This window comes from Amycolatopsis magusensis (genome assembly GCF_017875555.1).
GTDB classification, from domain to species: Bacteria; Actinomycetota; Actinomycetes; order Mycobacteriales; family Pseudonocardiaceae; genus Amycolatopsis; species Amycolatopsis magusensis.
Genome location: NZ_JAGGMS010000001.1, coordinates 8,477,238 through 8,495,802 on the forward strand (window position 1 = coordinate 8,477,238; position 18,565 = coordinate 8,495,802).

15 protein-coding genes are annotated in these 18,565 nt (G+C 71.5%); 1 reads left to right on the forward strand and 14 read right to left on the reverse strand.

The features are described from left to right. Nucleotides 1-39: 39 nt before the first annotated feature. From gltB to JOM49_RS38060, 3 genes are all read right to left on the reverse strand, one after another. Entirely contained in the window at nt 40-4,608 is a 4,569-nt protein-coding gene (gltB, locus tag JOM49_RS38050) for a glutamate synthase large subunit (protein WP_209669060.1), read from the reverse strand. A 325-nt stretch (nt 4,609-4,933) separates the two neighbouring features. Beyond that, entirely contained in the window at nt 4,934-5,965 is a 1,032-nt protein-coding gene (gene lgt, locus JOM49_RS38055; RefSeq protein WP_209669062.1) for a prolipoprotein diacylglyceryl transferase, read from the reverse strand. 18 nt (nt 5,966-5,983) lie between these two features. Next, nucleotides 5,984-6,748 carry a TetR/AcrR family transcriptional regulator gene (locus tag JOM49_RS38060; protein WP_209669064.1) on the reverse strand — a complete coding sequence of 255 codons (765 nt, stop codon included), beginning with the start codon at nt 6,746-6,748 and terminating at the stop codon, nt 5,984-5,986. A 76-nt stretch (nt 6,749-6,824) separates the two neighbouring features. Between JOM49_RS38060 and JOM49_RS38065 the strand changes: the two genes are divergently transcribed. Beyond that, on the forward strand, nt 6,825-7,277 hold the full coding sequence (locus tag JOM49_RS38065; protein ID WP_209669066.1) for a nitroreductase family deazaflavin-dependent oxidoreductase: 453 nt from the start codon (nt 6,825-6,827) through the stop codon (nt 7,275-7,277). On the opposite strand, the gene JOM49_RS38070 is transcribed toward JOM49_RS38065, so the two are convergent. From JOM49_RS38070 to JOM49_RS38120, 11 genes are all read right to left on the reverse strand, one after another. After that, on the reverse strand, nt 7,266-8,474 hold the full coding sequence (locus JOM49_RS38070; protein ID WP_209669068.1) for an MFS transporter: 1,209 nt from the start codon (nt 8,472-8,474) through the stop codon (nt 7,266-7,268). The genes JOM49_RS38065 and JOM49_RS38070 overlap by 12 nt on opposite strands. A 101-nt stretch (nt 8,475-8,575) precedes the next feature. Continuing rightward, nucleotides 8,576-9,022, reverse strand: a complete 447-nt coding sequence (locus JOM49_RS38075) for a Uma2 family endonuclease (RefSeq protein ID WP_308159008.1) — start codon at nt 9,020-9,022, stop codon at nt 8,576-8,578. A gap of 126 nt (nt 9,023-9,148) precedes the next feature. Then, nucleotides 9,149-10,369, reverse strand: coding sequence for an MFS transporter (locus tag JOM49_RS38080; protein ID WP_308159009.1), 1,221 nt, complete (start codon nt 10,367-10,369; stop codon nt 9,149-9,151). 42 nt (nt 10,370-10,411) lie between these two features. Then, complete coding sequence (locus tag JOM49_RS38085) at nt 10,412-11,224, reverse strand: Rossmann-like domain-containing protein (RefSeq protein WP_209669071.1); 813 nt, start codon at nt 11,222-11,224, stop codon at nt 10,412-10,414. 14 nt (nt 11,225-11,238) lie between these two features. Next, nucleotides 11,239-12,000, reverse strand: a complete 762-nt coding sequence (locus JOM49_RS38090; RefSeq protein ID WP_209669073.1) for a phytanoyl-CoA dioxygenase family protein — start codon at nt 11,998-12,000, stop codon at nt 11,239-11,241. Next, the gene (locus JOM49_RS38095; RefSeq protein WP_209669075.1) at nt 11,997-13,022 is read right to left on the reverse strand and encodes a pyridoxal-phosphate dependent enzyme; all 1,026 of its coding nucleotides are present in this window, start codon (nt 13,020-13,022) and stop codon (nt 11,997-11,999) included. The genes JOM49_RS38090 and JOM49_RS38095 overlap by 4 nt, the downstream gene beginning before the upstream one ends. Beyond that, on the reverse strand, nt 13,022-13,753 hold the full coding sequence (locus JOM49_RS38100) for a methyltransferase (RefSeq protein ID WP_209669077.1): 732 nt from the start codon (nt 13,751-13,753) through the stop codon (nt 13,022-13,024). Before JOM49_RS38100 ends, JOM49_RS38095 begins: the two co-directional genes overlap by 1 nt. Further along, complete coding sequence (locus tag JOM49_RS38105) at nt 13,750-15,201, reverse strand: ABC transporter ATP-binding protein (RefSeq protein WP_245369611.1); 1,452 nt, start codon at nt 15,199-15,201, stop codon at nt 13,750-13,752. The genes JOM49_RS38100 and JOM49_RS38105 overlap by 4 nt, the downstream gene beginning before the upstream one ends. Next, a complete protein-coding gene (locus JOM49_RS38110; protein WP_308159010.1) occupies nt 15,198-15,992 on the reverse strand; it encodes an ABC transporter permease in 795 nt (264 codons plus the stop codon). Before JOM49_RS38110 ends, JOM49_RS38105 begins: the two co-directional genes overlap by 4 nt. Then, on the reverse strand, nt 15,989-16,936 hold the full coding sequence (locus tag JOM49_RS44270) for an ABC transporter permease (RefSeq protein WP_308159011.1): 948 nt from the start codon (nt 16,934-16,936) through the stop codon (nt 15,989-15,991). Before JOM49_RS44270 ends, JOM49_RS38110 begins: the two co-directional genes overlap by 4 nt. A gap of 3 nt (nt 16,937-16,939) precedes the next feature. After that, a complete protein-coding gene (locus JOM49_RS38120) occupies nt 16,940-18,481 on the reverse strand; it encodes an ABC transporter substrate-binding protein (protein ID WP_245369612.1) in 1,542 nt (513 codons plus the stop codon). Nucleotides 18,482-18,565: the final 84 nt, after the last annotated feature.

The following is an 18,565-nucleotide window of genomic DNA, read 5'->3' on the forward strand; positions in this document are numbered from 1 at the left end:
CCCGCACCCGGTCGGCACTCGTGGTGTGCTTCGCAATTGTCAGCCACGAGCGGCCTCCATGATCGCCTCGTCGACATCGCGTCCAGCGGCCTTAGCCGCCTTCGCCGCGTCCAGCACCCGCTTGTAGTCCCGTGGCATCACCTTGGTGAACGCGGCCGAGCGGCGGGTCCAGTCGCCCAGCAGGGACGCGGCCACCACCGACCGGGTCAGGTCGTGGTGCCGCTGCACGGTTTCCTTGAGCCAGGCCAGGTCCTCCCCGGCCGGCGCGCTCAGCTCCACCATCGCGTCGTTGACCTGACCGCGCTCGAGGTCGAGCACGTAGGCCACACCGCCGGACATCCCGGCCGCCAGGTTCCGCCCGGTCGGGCCGAGCACCACCGCGCGGCCACCGGTCATGTACTCGAAGGCGTGATCACCGACGCCCTCGGACACCACCAGCGCGCCGGAGTTCCTTACGCAGAAGCGTTCCCCGACCTGGCCACGCAGGAAGATCTCCCCGCTGGTGGCGCCGTAGCCGATGGTGTTGCCCGCGATCACCTGGCGCTCGGCGGCGAACTTCGCCGACGGATCGGGGCGCACCACGATCCGCCCGCCGGACAGGCCCTTGCCCACGTAGTCGTTCGCGTCCCCGACCATGTCGAGCGTGATGCCCGCGGGCAGGAAGGCGCCGAGCGACTGCCCGGCCGACCCGGTCAGCGTCACGTGGATGGTGTCGTCCGGCAGGCCCTGGCCGCCGTAGCGCCGGGTGATCTCCGAGCCGAGCAGCGTGCCCACGGTCCGGTTCACGTTGCGCACCGGCAGTTCCAGGCGCACCGGGTGCGCGTCCTCCAGCGCCGCCTCGGCGAGCTGGATCAGCGTGCGGTCCAGGGCGAACTGCAGCCCGTGGTCCTGGTCGCGCACCTTGCGCTTGGCGCCGCCGTACGGGGTGTGCGACGGCATCTCGAACACCGGCCCGAGGTCGAGGCCCTGGGCCTTCCAGTGCTCCAGCGCGTCGTTGGTGTCCAGCACGTCGGTCCGCCCGATCGCCTCGTCCAGCGTGCGGAAACCCAGCTCCGCCAGCGTTTCCCGCACTTCCTGGGCGACGAAGCGGAAGTAGTTCACCACGTGCTCGGCCTGGCCGGTGTAGCGCTCGCGCAGGTCGGGGTTCTGCGTGGCGACGCCCACCGGGCAGGTGTCGAGGTGGCACACGCGCATCATCACGCAGCCGGCCACCACCAGCGGCGCGGTGGCGAAGCCGTACTCCTCGGCCCCGAGCAGCGCGGCGACCACCACGTCACGGCCGGTCTTCAGCGCGCCGTCCACCTGCACGGTGATCCGGTCGCGCAAACCGTTGAGCAGCAAGGTCTGCTGCGTCTCGGCGAGGCCGACCTCCCACGGGGTGCCCGCGTGCTTGAGCGAGTTCATCGGCGAGGCGCCGGTGCCACCGTCGTGCCCGGAGATCAGCACCACGTCGGCGTGGGCCTTCGACACCCCGGCCGCGACCGTGCCGACCCCCAGCGAGCTGACCAGCTTCACGTGGATGCGGGCCTGCTCGTTGGCGTTCTTCAGGTCGTGGATCAGCTGCGCGAGGTCCTCGATGGAGTAGATGTCGTGGTGCGGCGGCGGGGAGATCAGCCCGACGCCCGGCGTGGAGTGCCGGGTGCGCGCGATCCACGGGTACACCTTGTTCGGCGGCAGCTGGCCGCCCTCGCCGGGCTTCGCGCCCTGCGCCATCTTGATCTGGATGTCGTCCGCGTGGACCAGGTACTCGCTCGTCACGCCGAACCGTCCACTCGCGACCTGCTTGATCGCGCTGCGGCGCTCGGGGTCGTAGAGCCGCTCCGGGTCCTCGCCGCCCTCACCGGTGTTCGACCGGCCGCCGATCCGGTTCATCGCGATGGCCAGCGTCTGGTGCGCCTCCATCGAGATCGAGCCGTAGGACATGGCGCCGGTGTTGAACCGCTTGCAGATCGACTCGATCGACTCGACCTCGTCGATCGGCACCGGCGGCCGCCCACCGGTCTGGAAGGCGAACATGCCCCGCAGCGCGCCGCCCTCGCGGTTGAGGCGCTCGACCTCGGCCGCGTACTGGCGGTACACCTCTTCACGCCCGGTCTTGCTGGCGTGCTGGAGCAGGAACACCGTCTCCGGGGTGAACAGGTGCAGTTCGCCCTCGCGGCGGTAGGCGTACTCGCCACCGGTGTCCAGGCGGCGGTGCACCCGGTCGGTCGGGTTGTCCGGGTAGGCGCGGCGGTGGCGCATGGCCACCTCCTCGGCGAGCACGTCCAGGCCGACGCCGCCGAGCTTCGAGCTGGTGCCGGTGAAGTACTCGTCGAGCAGGTCCTGCGCCAGGCCGAAGGATTCGAAGACCTGGGCCGCGGTGTAGGCGCCCACGGTGGAGATGCCCATCTTGGACATGATCTTCAGGACGCCCTTGACCAGCGCCTGCACGTAGTTGCGGATGGCCTTGGCCGGTTCGATGCCGGTGATCGCGCCCTGGCCGATCAGGTCCTCGATGGTCTCGAAGGCCAGGTACGGGTTGACCGCGGCGGCACCGTAGCCGAGCAGCAGCGCGACGTGGTGCACCTCGCGCGCGTCCCCGCTCTCCACCACCAGCGCCACGCGCAGGCGTTCCTTGGTGCGCACCAGGTGGTGGTGCACCGCGGAAACCAGGAGCAGCGAAGGGATCGGCGCCATGCGGTGGTCGGAATCGCGGTCGGAGAGCACCAGCGTGCGGGCCCCGGCGGCGATCGCCTCCGACGCCTCGCGGCGCACCCGCTCGACCGCCTCGGCCAGCGCCGCCGCTCCACCGTCCACTTCGTACAGTCCGGAGAGGACGGTGCAGGCGAAGCCGGGCAGGTCGCCGTCGTCGTTGATGTGGATGAGCTTGGCCAGCTCGTCGTTGTCGATGACCGGGTAGGGCAGCTGCACGTGACGACAGGAGGCCGGGCCGGGTTCGAGCAGGTTCTGCTCCGGGCCCATGATCCGCGCCATCGAGGTGACCAGCTCCTCGCGGATGGCGTCCAGCGGCGGATTGGTCACCTGCGCGAAGTTCTGCTTGAAGTAGTCGTAGAGCAGCCGCGAGCGCTGGGACAGCACGGCGGGCGGGGTGTCGGTGCCCATCGAGCCGATCGGCTCGGCGCCGTTGATGCCCATCGGGGTGAGCAGGATCTTCAGCTCTTCCTCGGTGTAGCCGAAGGAGAGCTGACGCCGCAGCACCGAATCGTGGCTCTGCACGATGTGGTCGCGGTCGGGCAGGTCGGCGATCTGCAGCAGCCCCGCGTGCAGCCAGTCCTCGTAGGGCAGCTGCGCGGCGAGCTCGGTCTTGACCTCGCGGTCGTCGACGATCCGGCCTGCCTCGGTGTCCACCAGGAACATCCGGCCCGGCTTCAGCCTGCCCTTGGCCACCACCTGGTCCGGCGGCACGTCCAGCACACCTGCCTCGCTGGCCAGCACCACGCGGTCGTCCGCGGTGCGCCACCAGCGCGCCGGGCGCAGGCCGTTGCGGTCGAGGACCGCGCCGACCAGGGTGCCGTCGGTGAAGGTGACGCAGGCCGGGCCGTCCCACGGCTCCATCAGGCTGGCGTGGAACTGGTAGAACGCACGGCGCCGGGCGTCCATCGTGGCGTGGTTCTCCCACGCCTCCGGGATCATCATCAGCACCGCGTGCGGCAGGCTGCGCCCGCCGAGGTGCAGCAGCTCCAGCACCTCGTCGAAGGAGGCGGAGTCCGAGGCGTCGGCCGAGCAGATCGGGTACAGCCTGCTCAGGTCGCCGGGCACCAGGTCCGACTCCAGCAGCGCTTCCCTGGCGCGCATGCGGTTGCGGTTGCCGCGGATGGTGTTGATCTCACCGTTGTGGGCGACGAACCGGAACGGGTGCGCCAGCGGCCACGACGGGAAGGTGTTGGTGGAGAACCGGCTGTGCACCACGGCGATCGCACTGGCCAGCCGCTCGTCGGTGAGGTCGCTGAAGAAGGCGGGCAGCTGCTCGGTGGTCAGCATTCCCTTGTAGACCAGCGTGCGCGCGGACAGCGACGGGAAGTAGGTGCCGCAGCCGGCCACCTCGGTCTCGTGCTCGGCGCGCTTGCGCAGGCAGAAGGCGAGCCGGTCGAGCTCGATGCCGCTGGGCGTGTGCCCGTCGGTGGCCGGTTTGCCCGCCACCAGCAGCATGGCGAAGTGCGGCATGACCGACCGTGCGGTCGGGCCCACCTCGGCGGTGTCCGGGGCGATCGGCACATCGCGCCAGCCCAGCACCACCAGGCTTTCCTCGTCGGCGACGCGCTCGATCAGCTCGACCGCCTTGGCCCGGCGGCCCTCTTCGACCGGCAGGAAGGCGATGCCCGCGGCGTAGGAATGGCCGTGCTCCCCGGGTTCGGGCAGCTCGAAGTCCACTTCGGCCCGGAGCAGCTCGTCGGGGAGCTGCAGCAGGATGCCCGCGCCGTCCCCGCTGGTCGGCTCGGCGCCCGCGGCACCGCGGTGTTCCAGGTTCGCCAGTGCGGTCAGGCCGTCGGTGACGATGCCGTGCGAGCGGCGGCCGCGGATGTCGGCCACCATGGCGACCCCGCAGGAGTCCTGCTCGGTGGTGGGGTCGTACAGACCACTGGGACCGGGATTGGCGGAGAAGATCATCAAGGGACCTCCCTCGTCGTTTCGTGCTCAGTTCGGGAAAAATCCCTGGTTAACGCTGCGCACGGGACGACGATGGCCCGCTCGTTGACGAGACCTTAACATCCCGGAAACGCCGGGACACCCGTCGAAGGCGTGTTTCCGGCCATTCGACCGTAACGATCCGATCGGCCCGAACGACATCGTTCTTGATGGGATGAGAGTACTTCGGCCCGCTAACTAGGTTCTGGGAACAGTTCGGCGCAGTCGGCCCAGCTTAGCCCGCTCGGGCGAACGCGGCAGCTTCGCACCGCCGCGGTTTTCGTCACTCTCGCCCTGACCTGGGCTTTCAGTCCTTTGTGTCCGGCTTATCGGGGCGCTCGGCCCGCGCCGGGGACTCCGCCGAGCCCGGCTCGTCCGCCGCGCTCGTGGCGCCGTTGCCGTTCGGCACCACGGCGTTCTCCTCGCCGTCCAGCTCCTCGTCCGGCTGGTCGCCGTCCTTGCCCTTGAGGGTCTCCGGCGCTTCCCGTTCACCCCGGCTCCGGGCGGCGAAGTAGTAGATCACCGCGCCGGCGAACACCAGGATCGACACCCAGACGTTGACCCGGACCCCGAAGACCAGGGTGGCCGCGTCGGTGCGCATCAGCTCGATCCAGGTGCGGCCGAGGGTGTAGCCGGCGACGTAGAGCGCGAACGCGCGGCCGTGGCCCAGGCGCAGCTTCTTGTCCGCCCAGATGACCAGCAGCGCGACCCCGAGGTTCCACAGCAGCTCGTAGAGGAAGGTCGGGTGCACGGTGTCGATCGGGATGTTGTTCAGCGCGACGCCGTTGAGCGTGTCCTCGATGCGCGGGTCGTCGATGCTGACCCGGGAGTAGATCTCCAGCGCCCACGGCAGGTCGGTGTGCCCGCCGTAGAGCTCCTGGTTGAAGTAGTTGCCGAGGCGGCCCACGCCCTGCGCGATGACGATGCCCGGCGCGATGGCGTCCGCGACGGCGGGCAGCGGGATGCCCTTGCGGCGGCAGCCGATCCACGCACCGACCCCGCCCAGCGCGATGGCACCCCAGATGCCGAGGCCGCCGTTGACGATGTTCAGCGCCTGGATCGGGTCCTTGCCCTCGCCGAAGTACCGGTGCCAGTCGGTGATCACGTGGTAGAGCCGCCCGCCGACCAGGCCGAACGGCACCGCGTACACCGCGATGTCGAGGATCGTGCCCTTGGTGCCCCCGCGCGCCACCCAGCGGCGCTCGCCCAGCCAGATGGCCACGACGATGCCCGCGATGATGCACAGCGCGTAGGCACGGATCGGGATGGGCCCGATGTGCCACACCCCGCGATCGGGGCTGGGGATGCTGGCCAGGAACGACGCCGCGGCGGTATTCACCGGGCCACCGTAGCCAACTCAGCTCCCGGCGTCTGCCCTGCCCCCGACGAGGACGGCGATCCCGTCGAGAATCCGGGCCAGGCCGAACTCGAACGCGTGCTCCGGGCTGTAGGAGGCGTGGTGCGCGGCACCGGCCGCGGCGCCCACCCTGGAGGCCACCGGGTAGCGGCTGTAGTCGATGACCTGCTCGAGCAGCGGCGCGTTCTGCGTCCACCACTGCTCCTCGGTGAGCCCGGAAGCGCGCTCCACCCTGGAGATCTCCGCCCGCCCGCGCGCGGACACCTGCGCGTGGCCGATCAGCAGCGTGAGGACCGAGTCCATCTCGATCTCGGTGAGCCCGATCCCTTCCAGCGCACGGAGTTCGTACTCGTACTTCTCGATGACGCGCGGGCCGAGCACGGATCGGTGCGAGGCGTGCAGCAGCCACGGGTGGCGCCGGTAGAGCGCCAGGTTCTCGCGGGCGATCAGCTCGAGCTTGACCCGCCAGTCGCCCTCCACCTCGTCCGGGCGCGCGGTCTCGGCCTGCACGAGGTCGAACATGACGTCCATCAGTTCGGCCTTGCCCGGCACGTAGGTGTAGAGCGACATCGTGCCGACGCCGAGCTTTTCGGCGACCTTGCGCATCGACAGCGAGTCGAAGCCGTCGGCGTCGGCCAGCTCGATGGCCGTGCGCGCGATGCGGTCCACGCTCAGTTCGGGTCTCCCCTTGCGGCTGGCCACTTCGCGGGTGCGCCAGAGGATCGCGAGGCTGCGGGCGGGGTCGGGGCTGCTGTCGGTCGCCATGATGCGGGCCATCCTAGACAAAGCTGTACCGTATGGCGTACGGTACAGGCTACCGCTCAACTGACGGAGGTCGGATTTGCCCACTGCCAAGGTCACGCCCCCGCGCTGGCTCAAGCCGATGAACCGGGTGTTCGTCGGGCTCCAGCGGACCGGGCTCAAGCTCGGCGGGATGTACCTGCTGACCGTGCCCGGCCGGAAGTCCGGGAAGCCGCGCACCACGCCCATCTCGCTGATGGAGCACGAGGGCGGGCGTTACGTCGTCGGCGGCTTCCCCGGTGCCGACTGGGTGCGCAACGCCAGCGCCGCCAAGGCGGGCACGCTCACCTGCGGCCGCCGCCACGAGCGGGTGCTGCTCGTCGAACTGCCCGTCGAGCAGGCGCGCCCGATCCTGCGGGCGTTCCCCGCGAAAGTGCCGTCCGGCGTGTCGATGATGACCAGCGCGGGCATCGTCGAATCCGGTTCGCCGGACGAGTTCGAGGCGCTCGCCGGGCGGTGCGCGGTCTTCCGCATCGACCCCTCACCCGCCTGACTCCCCCGGCCGCGGCGGGTGCACCGCGTGGGCGGGCAGCCGCGCGGCCAGCCGGTTCAGGCCGAACACCGCCAGCACCGCGCAGACCGCGACCACCAGCCACGGCAGCCAGATGGCCACCGAGAACAAGGCGACCACGGCCGGGGCGAGGACCTGCGCGGCGGTGAAGGCGTACTGGAAGGCGGCGAGGTACCGGCCGCGGGCCGCGCGCGGGGCCGCCGCCTCGGCCAGCGCGTTGGCCCGCGGGCCGAACACCAGGTTCGCGGTGGCGATGATCAGCGTGACCGCGAGCAGGTAGCCGGGCTGCACGGCCGGGGGCACCAGCACCGCGCCGAGGCAGCTCAGCCACCACACCGCGTAGAGCAGGGAGCCGAAGCGCATGGCGTCGATCCGGCTGAGGCGATGGGTCAGCCGCAGCGCCAGCGTGCCGCCGACGCTGGTGCAGAGGGTGAGCAGCGCGATGATCGCGCCGGGCAGCCACGACGGCCCGCGCAGCTGTTCCAGGACGAACACCGGGACGCCGATCAGGAAGACGTCCAGCGACAGGCCGAACAGGCCGCTGATCAGGATGAGCGCGACGTACGGCCGGTCGCGCAGCGGGCCCGCGGTGAGCCGGCACGCGGGTGGCAGAAAACGGCCCAGCGGTTTGCGCAGGCAGATCAGCAGCACGAGCGCGGCGACCAGGTAGGTCAGCGCGTTGGTGCCGAGCGCGAGCCGGAAACCGGCGGTGCCGTAGCCGGTCAGCAACAAGGCCGCGACCAGGCCACCGGCGCCGAACGAGGCCGCCCGGACCATGCCGACCACTGCGAACGGCCGGTCCTTGGGCACGTCCCCGGCGACGTCGGCGACCAGTGCGTAGAGCGCGCAGTAGAACGCCTGCTGGCCCGCGGCGACCAGGATCGCGGCGACGACCACGGCCACCGCCGAACCGGCGAGCAGGTAGGCGACGACCCCGGCGGCCTGCACGAGCTGCGCGAGGATCACCACCAGCCGCGCGCCGACGCGGTCGGTGAGGCGCCCGGCCAGCGGCGGCACCAGCAGCCCGGCGACCGTGCCCAGCGGCACGATGGTGCCGGCCAGTGCCAGCGGCAGGCCGACCACCCGGGTGAGGTAGACCAGCGTCAGCGGCAGGAAGAGCCCGGTGCCGAAGTTGTCGATCGCCAGTGCCACCAGCAGCGCCCCCCGCGCGCGGCTCACCGCACCGGCCGGCTCATGCCGGCATCATGCCTCCCACGTGGCGGATTCTGCCCAGCTACCAGCGGGTACCGTCCCCGCTTCACCCTGGCAGCGCAGCGAGATCACCCCCCGAGGGTGACCTCCACCGCGAACGGGCGACGCAGGCGCAGCACCCCGGCGTCGCTCTTCTCGGACAGGTGGTACTCGCCGTCGCGCCACTCGTGCAGCACCGCCTCGCCACCTTCGACGAGGAGGTAGAACGGCACGCGAGCTTGGGCGTAGAGGGACCGCTTGAGCCCGTGGCCGGCCGTCTCCGCCACCAGGACCACCTGGTGCGCTCGAAGGGCGGGTCCCTCGGCGATGGGGTCGTCGCTGATGACCAGGTCGGGCATGAGCAAGTGGTCGCCCAGCAGGAGATTGGCGCCCGGCAGCACCTCGAGCGACTCGGGCGCCGCCGCCGCGAAGCTCCGCAGCAGCCGGGCCACCATGCGCTGGTGTTCCAGCCGCGGCTTGAGCGAGAGCGCACCATCGATCAACTCGCTCCGCTGCCCCTCGGGCAGGGACAGCACCTCGTCGACCGACCACGGCCTGATATGTCTCCACGTTCCACAGCTCACGAAATGATTGTGGCATAGGCCACTGACATTCTGGGTCACCCAGAGGCTTGGGAAATCAAGACCACTCCGACCACGGCCTCAGGGTGGGGTCGGACGGACGAAGAGGGCGGCGACGAGGGCGAGCAGGGTGATGGCGCCGAAGGCCGCCGCGGTGCCCGGGTAGCCGGCGACGCCGAGGCCGATGCCGCCCAGGGCGGCGCCGGTGAAGGTGCCCAGGCTCATGCCTGCCGCGTTCACGCCCAGTGCCGAACCCCGCAGCGGGCCGCAGCGGCGTACCAGCAGGGTTACGACGCAGGCCGCCACGGTGGCGTGGGCGGCGCCCTGCACCGCGGTGAGGGCCAGCGCGAGCACCAGGTTCTCGGCGAAGTAGAAGGCCACCACCGAGCCCAGTGCCACGACGAGGCTCGCGGTGAGCATGCGTTCCGGCCGGATCCAGGGCGCCTCGGCGCTGGTGTACCGGCCCGCGAGCAGGTTGCCGACGAAGAAAGCCGCGCCGCTGAGCGTCCACACCAGTGCGAACAGCTCCGGGTCCAGGTGGAACCGCGAGTCGTAGAAAGCCGCCAGGTAGGACAGGTAACCCATGAACGCGGCCGTCCGCAGCAGCGCGACCAGCAGCAGCGGCACCGCACCCGGCACCCCGGCCAGCGCGCGGAACGAGGCCAGGTAACCCAGCCGCGGCTGCGCGTCCGAAACAGCCACCGGCATCGGGCGCCGCCGGAAGAACACCACCGACAGGGCCACCGAGATGACCGCCACCGCCAGCAGGTTCCCCTGCCAGCCCCACAGCAACGCGGGCAGCGCCACCAGGGGCGCGGCCAGCATGGCGGTCAGCGACTGGGTCGCGGTGACCAGCGTGGCCGCGCGGCCCGCCGCCGCGCCCGAGCCGAACCGGTCGGCGGCGTCCGCGGCCAGCGCCGGGTTCAGCACCGAGGTCGCCGCGCCGACCAGCAGGCAGAAGGCGGCCAGCGCGAGGAACTGACCGGCCGCGCCCAGCACCGCCGAAAGGCCGAGCAGCACCAGCCCGCCACCGGCCGTGTACTGCTTGGGCACCCGGTCCAGCAGCGGCGCCACGGCCGCGCCCACGCCCAGCGCCGCCAGGCCGCCGAGGCCGCGCAAGCCGCCCATCGCGGCGACGCTGGTCCCGGCGTCCGCCGAGATCGGCACCAGGAAGGTGCTGAACACGGTGAACGGCAGCAGGCTCACCGCCGAGGCCAGCAGCACCGGGCCCAGCAGCCTGGCCATGCGCAGGTCGCTGGGCACCGGCAGGTCCTCCACCGGCTTCACGGTTTCCGCACTCACTTTTCGTACTCTTCTCTCGTGTTCCGGCCCCGGAGGGCACAATTATCCGGCGCGCCCGAAGGACGCGCGATAGCGGTAGACCGTGCTCGGTTCCGCGCTGAACTGGGAAAACGGGAATGGTTCCGCCGAAACGGCGGTGACCCCGCGCCCCAGGAATGCCCGCGCCACCGCGCTGCCCGTCTGCGCGTAGACCACCAGCGGCAGATCGCGCCCGCGGCAGTGCGCCAGCAGCCGGTCGAAGCTGCCGTTGCTCAGCGTCATCCCGGTCGCCACCACCGCGTCGGCGGCTTCGAGCACCTCGTCCATCTCCCGGCTGACCGGCTGCCCCCACTGGGTGGTGCGCAGGTTCAGGTCGCACGGCAGGCATTCGCCGCCGCGCTCGGTGATGGCCTCGACCAGCGGGTTCACCACCCCGATCAGCGCCACCTTCGCCCCGGGACGGATGTCCAGCAGCCCGGCGATGGCGTCGTCGCGAGCCCGCGCCCGGACCTCCGGCGTGCCGATCGGCAGCACCACCGGCTCGGCACCGGCTTCGCGGTGCGGCAGGGCGTCGGCCAGGTAGGCGTCCAGCGCGGCGATCCGCACCGGCAGCCGGTCGTCCCGGATCAGCTTGTCCAGCGGCTCCCCCGAGGCGGTGGCGCAGAAATCGGCGTCCAGCTCACCCTGTTCGAAGGAACAGGCTCCGAACGCACTGCCGACGCGCAACAACAGGTAGTGGTTGCGGTAGGTGACCCCGCCCCCGGCCAGCCGGGTGGTGTGGTGCAGCCAGAACGCGCTCGTCACGGACCGTTCTCCTGGCGCCGGGCCCCATTCCCCGGCCAGCACGGAATCGACCAGCGCGGGCACACTTTCCATTTTCGTTTTCCCTTTCACGGCAGGTCCGCCAGCATTTCTTCCCGGTAGGGCAATTCGGCCAGCCGCGGGCGGCCAGCGGGCTGGAAGCAGAACAACAGCGTCCGGCGGTCGCGCTCGCTGCGGTTGGGCACCGAGCGGTGCACCAGCGTGCTGGGGAACACCAGCACCGACCCGGCTGGCAGCTCCACGGTGCGCTCCCGCTCGGCGTCCAATTTGGACGCGTCGAGCAGCAGGCCGGTCGGCTCGGCGTGGTCCCGCGGCGCCGGGCCGTCGCGGTGGCTGCCCGGGATCACGCTCAGCGCGCCGTTGCCCGCCCCGGCGTCGTCCAGGTAGATCATCGCGGTGGCGACGTCCCGCGCGGCCGGGCCCGCGCAGCAGTACCAGAAGGTGAGGTCCTGGTGCCAGGCGAACTCCGAGCCGACGCCGGCCCGCTTGAAGTTCAATTTGGACACGAACGGGCCGATTTCCCCGCACCCCAGCAGTTCTGCCATCGGACCGGTGAGCCGAGGATCGGTCCACAGTGCCTCGAACGCCGGGTGCAGCTGCGAAACCGGCGACAGGCTGCGGATCGCGCCGGGAGCGTCCGGCTCCCAGTGCACGGTCGTGCCGTCGACGCGTTCGAGCCGGTGCCCGTCCGGCCACACCTGAACCGAGGTCTGCCCGGAAGCGGCTTTCGCCAGTACGTCACGCTGTACCGCTTCGGCGGCTTCGCCCAGCCGCGCCAGTTCCGCACCGCCGAACAGTCCGGAAAGGACTCGGTAACCCGGATCGTTCACGCCACACCCAGTACGTCGTGGGTGCGCGCGCAGGCGGGCCGCCGCGCCCAGTCCATCGCCGACCACGGGCACGCCAGCTCGCTGAGCACGCCGACCTCCCGCGGGCGCATGCGCTCGAGCTCGAACGCCTCGCGATGCCTGCTGTAGGCCGATTCGGCGTACCGGTGCCCGGTGTCCGCGGCCAGGAAGACGTGGTGGCGCCCGGGATCCCGCTCACGCTCCCAGTGCGCCGCCAGGTACGCCGCCCCGGCTGACAACCCGGCGAACACCCCGCTGCACCGCAGCAGGTCCACCGCGGCGGACATGGCGTACTCGAAGGAGATCCAGTGGATCCGGTCGTACAGCTCGTGACGCACGTTCTCGAACTCGATCGAGCTGCCGATGCCCGCGATGATCATCTCCGGATCGGCCACGTGCTCCGCGCCGAAGGTGACGCTGCCGAACGGCTGCACGCCGACCAGCGTCACGTCCCGGCCCAGCTCACCGAGGAACGAGGCGATCGCGCCGGTCGAGGCCCCGGTGCCGACCCCGCCGGACAGGCTCAGCGGCCCCGGCGGCACCGCCCGGTCGAGCTGCTCGGCCACCTCGCGGTAGCCGAGGTAGTGGATCTCGTCGTGGTACTGGCGCATCCAGTGGTACGACGGGTTTTCCCGCAGGATCTCGGTGATCCGCCGCACGCGCAGGCTCTGGTCCAGCTTGAGGCTGCGCGAGGGCTGCACCTGTTCGAGCGTGGCCCCGAGGATCTCCAGCTGCACCTTGAGCGTGGCGTCGACGGTGGTGGACCCGACGATGTGGCAGTGCAGGCCGTACCGGTTGCAGGCCAGCGCCAGCGCGTGGGCGTAGATGCCGCTGGAGCTGTCGATCAGGGTGTCCCCCGGCCGCACGGCGCCGGTCTCGAGCAACCGCCGGACCGCGCCGAGCGCCGAGTAGATCTTCATCGTCTCGAAGCGCACGCAGACGAGGTCCTCGCGGACCCTGACCAGGTCCGGCTCCTTGACCGCCTCGGCGAAGTGGTCGTGCATCAAGCCGCTTCTCCCTTGGCGCGCAGGCGGAACAGGAACGTCTGCACGTCGTCGTCCGGCCAGGTCCGGCGTTCCCGGATCTCCGGGACGAAGCCGCTCTCGATGGCGTGCGCGATGATGTCGCGCAGGTTCGCCGTGTTGGAGACGATGAGGTGGATCTCGCCGCCGGGGGCCAGCAGGTCGCCGGCCAGCACCTGGTCGAAGAACCGCGCGGTGATCTCCGCGCCCACGCAGACGTTGCGCACCACGTCCGGGTCCTCACTGGTCTTCAGCGCGACCGCGGGCGGGTTGAAGGTGATCACGTCGGCCTGCGCCTTGTCCGGGAACGCGCTGAACAGGTCGGAGACCAGTGCGTGCAGCGGCGGGGTGTCGCCGACGAAGCGCCGGTAGTGCGCTTCGGTCGCGGCCACGCTGGCCGGGTGCACGTCGAGCGCGTAGATCCGCGCCGCACCGGCGATCCCGGCCACCACGGCCTCCACGCCCAGCCCGGAGCCCATCGCCACGTAGGTCCGCCCGGCCACCGGGATCCGCCCGTCGAGCACCCGGTCGTGGATCATCCGGCTGGTCTCCCCCGGCCGGAAGACCCCGGGTGGCAGCTCGAACTCCCAGTCGCGGTAGGTGTGGGAGCGGACCGTGTGCAGGTCGTTCCTCGGTGGGTTCACCTCGAGGATCTCGGCCGTGGTCAGCGTGGGCGGCAGGCTCGCGTGCAGTGCCCAGGATTCTTCGCTCATACCGATTCCTTCCTGTCGAGGCCCGGACAGGGTTGTCCCAGCCCGGTGGCCACCCCGTCGTCGAGTACCAGCACCTCGCTGGTCACCGCGGCGATGAGCCCGAGGTCGTGGCTGATCCACAGCAGGGCGGTGCCCCGCTCCCCGGTCAGCCGCGCGAGCAGGGTGGTCACCTTCCGCGCGGTCGCCGGATCGAGCGCGGTGGTGATTTCGTCGCACACCAGTACTTCCGGCTCGGCGAGCAGCGCCCGCACGAGGGCGGCGCGCTGGAGTTCACCGCCGGAAAGACCGTCCGGGTGCCGGGCGGCGGTCTCCTCGGCCACGCCCAGTTCGTCCAGCAGCCGCACGGCTTCGGCGCGTGCCGCGGCGGGTTCCAGTCCCCGCAGGCGGATCGCCGTGCGGGCCACCTGGTCGAGCACCGGGCGCCGGTCGTCGAACGAGCCGCGGACCTCCTGCCAGACGTACTGCACGCGCCGCCGCAGTTCCGTGTTCCGCTTGCGCAGCACGGGCAACGGCTGCCCGTCGAGCAGCAGTCCGCCGGTGTACCGCTCGTGCAGCCCGGCGATGCATCGGGCGAGCGTGGTCTTCCCGCTGCCCGACGGCCCGACGACGCCGATCCGCCCGCCCGGCGGCAGCACGAGGTCGATGTCGTGCAGGATCGGCTGCTTTCCCCGTGGCCGCAGGGAGGCGGACAGCCCGCGCAGTTCGAGCAGCGCCTCCTCCGAACCGGGCTCGGCCCAGTCGCCGGACGGCGGCGCCACCTCGCCGAGCACCTCGTCCGGTGTGCCGGTCGCGGCCACCCTGCCGTGGTCGAGCAGCACGACGTGGTCGGCCAGCGCGCGCACCAGATCGTGCTGGTGGCTCAACAGCAGGATGGCGAGCCCGGTCGCGGCGAGTTCGGCCAGTTCACCGGCCAGCCGCAGCCGGGTGACCGTGTCGAGCCCGGTGCTCGGTTCGTCGAGCACCAGCACGCGCGGTCCGCAGACCAGTGCCTGCGCGAGCGCGACGCGTTGCCGTTGCCCGCCGGAGAACTGGTGCGGGAAGCGGCGCAACAGCTTGCGATCACCGGGCAACTGCGCCGCCCGCAGTGCTTCCGTGACCACTTCGTCGGTGGACTCGTTGGGGCGGTGCAGTTTCGCCAGTTCCCGCAGCGTGGTGCCGATCCGCCGGGCCGGGTTGAGCGCGCTGCCCGGGTGTTGCGGCAGGTACGAGACCACGCCCCCGCGCACCCCGGGGCCGACCGGCTTCCCGGCCACGGTCACCGAGCCGGTCAGCCGCACACCCGGCGCGGAATCCCCCAGCAGCGACAACGCCGCCGTGGTCTTCCCGCTGCCCGACGGCCCGACCAGCGCGGTCACCTTGCCCGGCCACAACCGGAAACCGACGTCCCGCAGCAGCACCGCGTCGCCGGCGTGCGCGGTGAGCCCGTCGACCTCGACCAGCGCGCTCATGCCACGACCACCTCCCGGCGGTGCCCGAGCAACCGGTCGGCGAGCAGGTTCAGCCCGAGCGTGAAGGCGACGATCATCGCCGCGGGCGCGAGGACCGCCCACGGTTGCAGCAGCAGGCCCTCCCGGTTGCGGGAGACGGTCACCGCCCAGTCCGGCGAGGTCGGGTTCAGGCCGAGGCCGAGGAAGTTCGCCGAGGCCACGATGAACACCGCGAGCGTGATGCGGGTGCCGATGTCGGCGAGCACCGGGGGCAGCGCCGACCGGGCGATGAAGCCGAACTGGATGCGTGCCCACGACTCGCCCTGCATGCGCATCGCCTCCACCGCGGGCCCGCTCGCGGCGTCCAGCGCGGCCGCGCGCACCAGGCGGGCCACGGTCGGCACGTTCACCGCGCCCACCACCAGCGCGATCGCCAGCGGGTCACCACGCCAGCCGACCGCGACCACGCTGATCACCAGCAGCGAGGGCAGCGGCAGCAGGATGTCCAGCGGCCGGATGAGCGCCTCGTCCAGCACCCGGCGCCGGGTGGAGGCGGCGACCAGGCCGATCAACCCGCCCACGAGGTAGGCGAAGACCACGGCGAGCAGCGCGACCCCGAGCGTGGTGCGGCCACCGATGAGCAAGGTGCCGAACACGTCACGGCCGAGCCCGTCGGTGCCGAGCAGCCCGCTGTCGCCGTACGGCAACCCGGGCGGCCGCGTGAACGCGCCGGCCAGCAGCGGGCCGACGAGCGCGATGAGCACCGGGACCGCGAGCAGCGCCACGGAGACCCCGGTCAACAGGCGGTTCACCGCAGCACCTCCGTCCGCGGCACCAGCCGGTTGCAGACGAGGTCGGCGGCGAGGTTGACCAGCAGGGCGGCCACCGCCAGCACCAGGGTCAGCCCCTGCACCACCGGCACGTCCCGCGACTCGACCCCGTCGATCAACGCGGTCGCGAAGCCGGGGATGGCGAAGATCGCCTCCACCACCAGCACCCCGCCGAGCAGGTTGTCCCCCACGCGCGCCAGCTCCTGCACGCCGGGCACCGCCGCGTTCGGCAGGACGTGCCGCAGCAGCAACGACCTCCGCGGCACCCCGAGCCGTCGCGCCTGCACCACGTAACCCGCGTGCAGCGAGGTGATCGTGCCCGCGCGGACCTGCCGCGAGAGCGTGCACACGGTACGCAGGAACAACACGAGCACCGGCAGCACCAGGAGTTCGGGACTGGCCAGCAGATCGTCGCCGGTCGCGCCGACCCAGGTCGCCGGGAGCCAGCCGAGTCGCAGCGACAGCACCGAAATCAGCAGCAGCGCCAGCACGAAGTCCGGGATCGCGGTGAGCACCAGCGTGACCGAGGTGATCGACCGGTCGAGCCTGCCGCCTTCGAACACCCCCGCCAGCGCGCCGAGCAACGCGGCCAGCGGCACCACCACGGCCAGCGTGACCACCGCCAGCACCAGCGTGGCCCCCACCGAGCCGCCGATGATCTCGCTGACCGGCTGCCGGTTGACCAGCGACTGGCCCAGGTCGCCGGTGAGCACGCCGCCCGCCCAGTCGAAGAACCGCTCGACCGCGGGCCGGTCCAGGCCCAGTTCCGCCCGCAGCGTGGCGACCTGCTCCGGTGACGCGCTCTCGTCGAACCGCACGTCGGCGGCGTCCCCCGGCAGCAGCGCGGTCAACGCGAAGACCAGCACCGAAAGCACCATCACCTGCACCACGGCCAGGCCCAGCCGCTGTGCGACGTATCCCCGCACCCCTCAGCCCAGCCACACCTTGTCGAACCGGGCCCAGTTCACCGTGTTCGGTGGCACGGCCTGGACCCCGTGCACGTTCGCGGCCACCGCGTTGATCCAGTCCGGGTGGCCCCACGCGAGCAGGCCGCCGCGGTCGTGGAGGTCGCGCTGCAGGTCGTGGTAGAGCCGGGTGCGCTCCGCCTCGTCCACAGTGGACTGCGCGGTGGCGAAGGCGGCGTCGAACTCCGGGCGCTTCCACGCGGTGGCGTTGAACGGCGAGGTGGAGAGCAGGCGCGAGTTGATGTAGTCCGGGATCGGCGCGGCCCCGGCCCGGTGGCTGCCGAGCACGCCGGTGGTCAGCTGGTCCTTGAAGTAGGTCTCGGCGGCCCCGGTCACCACCTCCACCCGGATCCCGGCTTCCCCGGCCTGCTCGGCGAAAAGCGTTGCGGCGTCGACGAAACCGGCCGAGACGGTGGAGGTGAAGAACTGGATGGTCTGGTTCAGCACGCCCGCCTTGGTCAGCAGCGAGCGCGCTTCGGCGACGTCACGCGGACGCTGCGGCAGCGCGTCGTGGTAGTAGCGGTAGCCCTTGCCGAACAGGTCGTTGCCGGGCACGCCGCGGCCGCCGAGCACCACCTCGACCAGCCGCGGGCGGTCGGCCAGCAGCTTGAACGCCAGCGCCACGTCGGGGTTGTCGAACGGCGGGCGGTCGGTCTTGAGCACGAACGCCTGCGTGGTGCTGCCGGGCGCGGCGACGATCTTCACCGTGCGGCCGGCTTCGGCCGTCCTGGCGAAGGTCGGGGACATCTCGTGCGCGTACTCGGCCTGCCCGCCCTGCAGTGCGTTCGCGCGGGCGTCCGCGTCGGCCGAGAGGATGTGCAGCTCGTCGAGGTGGGGCGCGCCTTCCCAGTGCTCGTCGAAGCGCTGGGCGATCAGCGAGCGGCCCGGGTCGAACGAAACGAACCTGAATGGCCCAGTACCCACCGGTTTCGCCGGATCGGCGTAACCGGCCCGCACGATCGCGGCACCGGTGGTGGCCAGCAGGGCGGGCAACTCGGCCGAGGGGGTGGTCACCGCGATCTCGACCGTGCGCGGATCGGCCACCCGGCTGCGGCCGAGGTCGATCGCCGACAGGGACTGCCGGGCCAGCCGGTCCCCGGCCGCCGGGTCCAGGATCCTGGCCAGGCTGAACAGCACGTCCTCGCCGGTCAGCGGCTGTCCGTCGTGGAACCTCGCCTGCCGCAGGGTGAACCGCCAGAGCGTGGCGTCCGCGTTGGACTCCCAGCGCTCGGCCAGCCGCGGCACCGGCGCCAGGTCGTCGCCGAGTTCGGTCAGCTTGTCGAAGATCGCCTTGTGCCGCGCCTGGTCGATGAACAGGTTCTGCGCGTGCGGGTCGAGGGTCTCCTTGGTCCCGCCGCCGGTGAACAACGCCCGCAACCGCCCGCCCCGCTTCGGCTCGCCGCCCGCCCCGTCACCTGCGCCGTCCGCTCCCCCGCAGCCGCCGAGCACCAGTGCCGCACCGGCCGAAAACCCGAGAAAACCCCGCCGCGTCAGGGCGATCGGCATGACGGCTCCTCCATTTCCCGCGGCGGGCGCCGCGTCTTGCGAAGAATCGTCGACGAAAATGTCGAGCCAACGCGCCCGCCGAAC

Coding starts and splice junctions, on each gene's coding strand:
- JOM49_RS38060 (WP_209669064.1), bottom strand. CDS start 6,748: ATGGCGACCGACAGCAGCCCCGACCCCGCCCGCAGCCTCGCGATCCTC.
- JOM49_RS38105 (WP_245369611.1), bottom strand. CDS start 15,201: ATGAGCGCGCTGGTCGAGGTCGACGGGCTCACCGCGCACGCCGGCGAC.
- gltB (WP_209669060.1), bottom strand. CDS start 4,608: ATGATCTTCTCCGCCAATCCCGGTCCCAGTGGTCTGTACGACCCCACC.
- JOM49_RS38100 (WP_209669077.1), bottom strand. CDS start 13,753: ATGAGCGAAGAATCCTGGGCACTGCACGCGAGCCTGCCGCCCACGCTG.
- JOM49_RS38085 (WP_209669071.1), bottom strand. CDS start 11,224: ATGGAAAGTGTGCCCGCGCTGGTCGATTCCGTGCTGGCCGGGGAATGG.
- JOM49_RS38120 (WP_245369612.1), bottom strand. CDS start 18,481: ATGCCGATCGCCCTGACGCGGCGGGGTTTTCTCGGGTTTTCGGCCGGT.
- JOM49_RS38095 (WP_209669075.1), bottom strand. CDS start 13,022: ATGCACGACCACTTCGCCGAGGCGGTCAAGGAGCCGGACCTGGTCAGG.